7 protein-coding genes are annotated in these 6,054 nt (G+C 44.0%); all 7 read left to right on the top strand.

Annotated elements, in window-relative coordinates:
* Positions 1–7: 7 nt before the first annotated feature.
* Entirely contained in the window at positions 8–175 is a 168-nt protein-coding gene (locus tag K0625_RS17875) for a CcoQ/FixQ family Cbb3-type cytochrome c oxidase assembly chaperone (protein ID WP_064791312.1), read from the top strand.
* Between the two features lie 8 nt (positions 176–183).
* Positions 184–1,152 carry a cytochrome-c oxidase, cbb3-type subunit III gene (gene ccoP, locus K0625_RS17880; protein WP_220110946.1) on the top strand — a complete coding sequence of 323 codons (969 nt, stop codon included), beginning with the start codon at positions 184–186 and terminating at the stop codon, positions 1,150–1,152.
* Positions 1,153–1,262: 110 nt separating this feature from the next.
* A complete protein-coding gene (locus K0625_RS17885) occupies positions 1,263–1,742 on the top strand; it encodes a FixH family protein (protein WP_220110939.1) in 480 nt (159 codons plus the stop codon).
* A 71-nt stretch (positions 1,743–1,813) separates the two neighbouring features.
* The gene (locus tag K0625_RS17890; protein WP_220110940.1) at positions 1,814–4,192 is read left to right on the top strand and encodes a heavy metal translocating P-type ATPase; all 2,379 of its coding nucleotides are present in this window, start codon (positions 1,814–1,816) and stop codon (positions 4,190–4,192) included.
* The gene (gene ccoS, locus K0625_RS17895; protein ID WP_220110941.1) at positions 4,189–4,383 is read left to right on the top strand and encodes a cbb3-type cytochrome oxidase assembly protein CcoS; all 195 of its coding nucleotides are present in this window, start codon (positions 4,189–4,191) and stop codon (positions 4,381–4,383) included. The genes K0625_RS17890 and ccoS overlap by 4 nt, the downstream gene beginning before the upstream one ends.
* A complete protein-coding gene (locus K0625_RS17900; RefSeq protein WP_220110942.1) occupies positions 4,380–5,072 on the top strand; it encodes a sulfite exporter TauE/SafE family protein in 693 nt (230 codons plus the stop codon). The genes ccoS and K0625_RS17900 overlap by 4 nt, the downstream gene beginning before the upstream one ends.
* A 55-nt stretch (positions 5,073–5,127) precedes the next feature.
* A complete protein-coding gene (gene etrA, locus K0625_RS17905) occupies positions 5,128–5,877 on the top strand; it encodes an electron transport transcriptional regulator EtrA (RefSeq protein ID WP_012325037.1) in 750 nt (249 codons plus the stop codon).
* Positions 5,878–6,054: the final 177 nt, after the last annotated feature.

Below are 6,054 nucleotides of genomic sequence, written 5' to 3' on the forward strand. Positions count from 1 at the left end.
CAATTATATGGATTACGGAACAATACAAGGCATTATTACTATTGTCGTGATGTTTACCTTTATCGGTATATTTGCATGGGCTTACAGCTCTCGTCGTAAGGATCAGTTTGACGAAGCGGCTAACCTTGTTTTTTCAGAAGATGAACTTAACAAGGGTTCAGGAGAACATAAGTGATGGCATTGATGACTGACTTTTGGAGTATATGGATATCTGTACTCACTATTGTGGTAATCGCAGGGTGTTTCATCCTATTAAAACTCGTCTCTAAAAACACCACTGGTGTCGAAGAAGGCGAATCAATGGGCCACAGCTTCGATGGTATCGAAGAGCTAAATAACCCACTACCGAAATGGTGGAGTTATATGTTCTACATCACTATCGTTTTTGGTGTGGTTTATCTTGCCCTCTACCCAGGTCTTGGTAACTACAAAGGCCTTCTTGGCTGGTCGAGTTCAAACCAGAGTATCGGTACTGAAAATGGTATTAAGGCAGACTCAGTAGCAGCAATTGAACTTGCCGCTAAAGAGGGTCGTTGGGTTCAGTATGATCAAGAAGTTAAGCGCGCCGATGAGAAGTTTGGCCCTATCTTCAAGGCTTATGCTGAAACACCGCTTGAGGAGCTCGTTAAGAACGAAGAAGCGCTAAAAGTGGGTGGACGCCTGTTCCTACAAAACTGTTCACAGTGTCACGGTAGTGATGCACGCGGCAGTAAAGGCTTCCCTAACCTGACTGATAATGACTGGTTATATGGTGGTGAACTTGCCACGATTAAGACCTCTATCCTTAATGGTCGTCACGGTATGATGCCTCCTAAGGGCGGACTACCAATCGAAGATAGCGAGATCAAAGGCTTAGCTGAATACGTCACTAAACTTGCTGGTCGCGATCACGATGAAGCACTTGCTGCACAGGGTCAAGCTTCCTTTATGAAAGGCTGTTTTGCCTGTCACGGTATGGATGCTACCGGTAACAAGTTTATGGGTGCCCCTAACTTGACTAACAATGTTTGGTTGTATGGTGGTAGCCGTGGCGCTATCGAACAGTCGATTATTAATGGTCGTAGTGGCGTGATGCCTGCTTGGAAAGATGTGTTAGGTGAAGAGAAAGTTCACGTAATCACAGCTTATGTTTATAGCTTGTCAAACAAGTAGTTACATCTAAGTAACAGGAAGGCCTCGATCGTATCGAGGCCTTTTTTTTAGGGTGCTAAATCACACTTTTAACGTTAAGATAGTCGCAATTTTTCTCATAGGTATTTAACATGAAACAACCTCAAGCCTGGTATAAGCAGTTCTGGCCTTGGTTCCTAATCATCTTGCCGCTATGTGCTGTGGTGGCGAGTATCAACCTACTCTTCATCGCCATTGATAATAAGGATGCACTCGTTTCAGAAGATTATTATAAAGATGGTAAGCGTATTAATATGGATCTGAAGAAGATCAAGTATGCCAAGCAACTCGGTATGCAGTTTGAACTTCAGGTTGACGATAATGAATTAACTATTATTCAACACGGTGGTGAGGAGTATTTAGCTGCACTAAAAGTTGAGTTTTACCACCCAACAATAGAGAGCCGTGACTTTAAACAGGTCGTAACGGCCAGTGGTGATAAGGCCTACCGTGTCTCTTTGGATAAGCCTATCACAGGAGCTTGGGAGGTTAGATTAGAAGGGTACGATCAAAGCTGGCGCATTCAAAAGCGTCTGCAAATTGCCGATGATACCCAGTACTGGCTAAACTAATTAATCCTCTTTTTGAGCGGCCCTGCCCGCTCTCTTGCTTGCTGTATATAACTGGTTAAACTAGATCAACTATGAAGCACTGTGATTGTTTCCATTGCGGTGAGCCCGTACTGACAGGCTCTCAATTTACAACACGTATCAATGATAGCGATGAGCTAATGTGTTGCCCAGGTTGCCAAGCTGTTTCTCAGGCAATTATCGATGCTGGGTTAACAAACTATTATAAGTTCCGAACTGAATCTGGCAGTAAACAAACCGCACTCGTTCCCAATGAGTTAAGCACCTTTTGTGCGTTTGACCTACCAGAAGTACAGCAGGATTTTGTCTATAACAAGAGTGATACCTCTACGGTTTCGCTCTCTATCGATGGGATCACCTGCGCCGCTTGTGCTTGGTTAATTGAGCACAAGCTGAAACATATTGCCGGTATTCAATCTATTGTGGTGAATACGACAACCGAGAGAGCGCAGGTCAGTTGGTTAACGGATCAGATTAAGCTCAGTGACATCTTAAATCATATTAGTCAGATTGGTTATCAGGCGGCGCCCTATCAAGTTGATGAGCAGGAGAAGCTGAGTAAAGAGAGCAGCCGTAAGTTTCTATTAAGACTTGGTCTTGCTGGCTTTGCGACGATGCAGGTGATGATGTTTGCCCTTGCACTGTATGCTGATTTCTTTACCGATCTTGATATTGAGTATCGTGATTACTTTCGCTGGGTGAGCATGATATTTGCCGCGCCAGTGGTTTTCTATTCGGCTCAACCTTTCTATTTTAGCGCCATTCGCTCCATGTTTAGCGGTCGACTTAATATGGACGTCTCGGTTTCCATTGCCATACTGGGCGCCTATGTCGCTAGCTGTATCGCTACCGTCAATGGAACTGGTGAAGTCTATTTTGAATCCGTCAGCATGTTCACCTTCTTTCTTCTACTTGGCCGTTATTTTGAGCAAAATGCTCGGCAGAAGGCCTCAGTAAGCTCAAGTAACCTGCATAAACTTATTCCAATTACGGCCCAGTTAGTCACTGAGTCAGGCCCTGAAGAGGTGCCGGCAAAGCGCCTGAAGCTTGGTGATGTTATCTTGGTTAAGCCTGGGGAAGTGATCGCGGCCGATGGTGTGATTTTAGAGGGAGAAACCAGCGTCAATGAAGCCATGTTAACTGGTGAGCAGATGCCAGTATTGAAAGCATTGAACCAAGAGGTGTTTGCTGGAACCATTAACGTGGATCATCCCGTTAAGGTCAAGGTTACAGCCATTGGACAAGATCAATTAGTCGCTGAGATTATTCGTTTACAGGAGGCAGCATCAAATAATAAACCTAAAGTCGCCTTGTATGTCGATACTATCTCAAACTACTTTACCTGGACCATACTGGCCATTGCGCTGATGACTTATATTGTTTGGCGTATCTATTGGCCAGAAGATGCATTTTGGGTCACGCTAGCCGTATTAGTCGCAACTTGCCCTTGCGCCCTAGCCCTTGCTACCCCAACTGCGGTCACATGTGCAACGGGTATATTTACCCGCATTGGCGTCATCGCTCGTAAGCCCGGCGTATTTGAAAAGTTGACCAATATCGAGCAGGTCGTTTTTGATAAGACGGGCACCCTCACCTGTGGCACCCTCACCGTTGAGGATGTGACCCTCTATAATCAGGCTATTAAGCGAGAGGTTTTATCTATTGCTGCTGCATTAGAGAGCGCTTCATTACATCCCATAGCGAGAGCATTTGAACCCTTTAGATGCAGTGAGATACAAGCCACCGAGCAGCAAAGCACGGTTGGTGGAGGTTTAAGCGGCGTTATTGGCGGGGTTAAGTATCAGATTGGCAGTGCTGAATTTATTGGTGTGGATAACGATCTATCTCAATCAGTTTACTTGGCTCAAGAAGGACTATTACTGGCAAAATTTACACTTGTAGATGCCATTAGAGAGGATGCGGTTGATACGGTCAAGACGCTTAAAAGTAACGGCTACAAGTTAACCATTGCCAGTGGAGATAGCTCAAATCACGTTGACGAGATTGCCCGCCGAGTGGGAATCGATGAGGTTTATAAAGGCTTGAAACCAAGTGATAAACTCACCCTTATTCAAAAGTTACAAACTAAGCGCTCTGTGGTCATGTTTGGTGATGGCATTAATGATGCACCTGTACTAGCCGGTGCTAATCTCTCGGTCGCTATGGGCAGTGGCTCGGCTATTACTAAAAACAGTGCTGATCTTATTTTACTCGGCGATCAGCTTTCTCGCTTTAATGATGCAGTTGATGTTGCTAAGTTGACCAATAGAGTCATTAAACAAAATTTGTATTGGGCGCTTGGCTACAACCTGTTTATAATCCCACTGGCCGTGACCGGTCACGTATTACCTTATATCGCTGCCCTAGGAATGTCAGCCAGTTCTCTCATTGTTGTAGCTAACAGTCTAAGACTCTTAAGGGTTCGTTTATGAGCATTATCTATGTGTTAATTCCCATTGCCATGTTATTTGTGATCATCGCTATTGGGATCTTCTTCTGGGCAGTAAAATCAGAGCAGTTTGACGATCTTGATAGGCAGAGCGTCTCTATTCTTTTTGATGAGGATGAATCTACGCCTGCTAGTAACAAAAAGGTGGAAGATAAAACAGAGACTCCATCTTGATTGATTACAACATCACAGGTGCATTTCTTGTTGGTTTAATGGGAGCAGGCCACTGCATTGGTATGTGTGGAGGCCTAGTCGGTGCATTTTCATCTCAGCTTGCCACAACACCGGGACAAAACCTGTTTGCATCTAAGTTAAAGTTTCTACTGACCTATAACTTAGGCCGCATCTTAAGTTACTCGCTTGCTGGTGCATTAGTGGGTGGCTCCGCGAGTGCATTGGGGATGTTATTTGATATCGATCTTTACCTCATCACTTTAAGAGTCATAGCCGGCGTGATGATGATCATTACCGGTTTGTATATTGCCCAAATATGGTCTGGAGTGGTGCAGATAGAGCGGCTAGGTAAGTTTATTTGGCGTTTTCTATCTCCTTTAGCTAATCGTGTTGTGCCTATTAGAACACTGCGCCAAGCGTTTGTTGGCGGAGTCTTATGGGGTTGGCTTCCCTGTGGTCTGGTTTATAGCACATTAACTTGGGCTGTTGCCTCACATTCGGCCCAGCAAGGCGCCTTGATCATGTTGGCATTTGGGCTAGGCACACTGCCTGCACTACTGAGTGCGGGCGCAGCAGCCAATATGTTAGGACAATGGGTACAGAAAAGAGCTGTGAGAGTGGTTAGCGGCTTAATATTAGTCCTATTTGGTTTACAAACTTTGTACATTGCAATTGCGCAGCTAAACTAGCTCAGCTTATTAAATTAGTTTAACATATGCGTAATAGATAAATTTGAGAGAGACTATGACAGACAACAATAAAAGTCGTCGTGCAGCTGTTCCAGGATGTGCTATTCATTGTCATGATTGCAGTATGGGGACCTTATGTATCCCTTTTACCTTAAATGCTACTGAACTTGATCGTCTTGACGAAATCATTGAAAGAAAGAAGCCTATTCAAAAAGGTGAGCAGATCTTTAAGTCAGGCGATACATTAAAGTCTCTTTTTGCTATTCGCTCAGGTACCATAAAAAGTTTTACTATCACCGAACAGGGTGATGAGCAGATCACAGGTTTTCATCTCGCCGGTGATGTGATTGGTTTTGATGGTATTCACGCCCAAGAACATAAAAGTTTTGCTCAAGCATTAGAAACCTCAATGGTGTGTGAGATCCCCTTCTCTACTCTAGATGATCTCAGCGGCACGATGCCTAAACTCAGGCAGCAGATAATGCGATTGATGAGCAACGAGATCCAAAGTGATCAGGAGATGATTCTTCTGCTAAGTAAGAAGAATGCGGAAGAGAGATTAGCAGCATTTATCAGTAACTTAGCTACTCGTTTTGGCAGCCGAGGGTTTTCACCAAAAGAGTTTAGATTAACCATGACTCGTGGCGATATCGGGAACTACTTAGGGCTAACCGTAGAAACCATAAGTCGATTATTAGGCCGCTTTCAGAAAGCTGAGTTAATCGAAGTTAAGGGTAAGTACATTACCATCGTTAATTTCGATGCGTTAAATAAACTTGCGGGTAATAGCGCCATCGCTCGTTAAGCGACTTCTAGTCTCTAATTTCAACTTGTTTGATCATCTAAGCGTCAGTATTTTGTTTTCAGCCCTAAACCACCTACTTCAGTAGGTGGTTATCATCAATTAGGCTTTGCCTGAATATCTACTCATGTTAATTGAACTCTAACTTTTAGCGAAGTCATAGAGGATAAAAAACATGAG

The sequence above is a fragment of the Shewanella nanhaiensis genome, from assembly GCF_019457885.1.
In the GTDB taxonomy this organism is placed as follows: Bacteria; Pseudomonadota; Gammaproteobacteria; order Enterobacterales; family Shewanellaceae; genus Shewanella; species Shewanella nanhaiensis.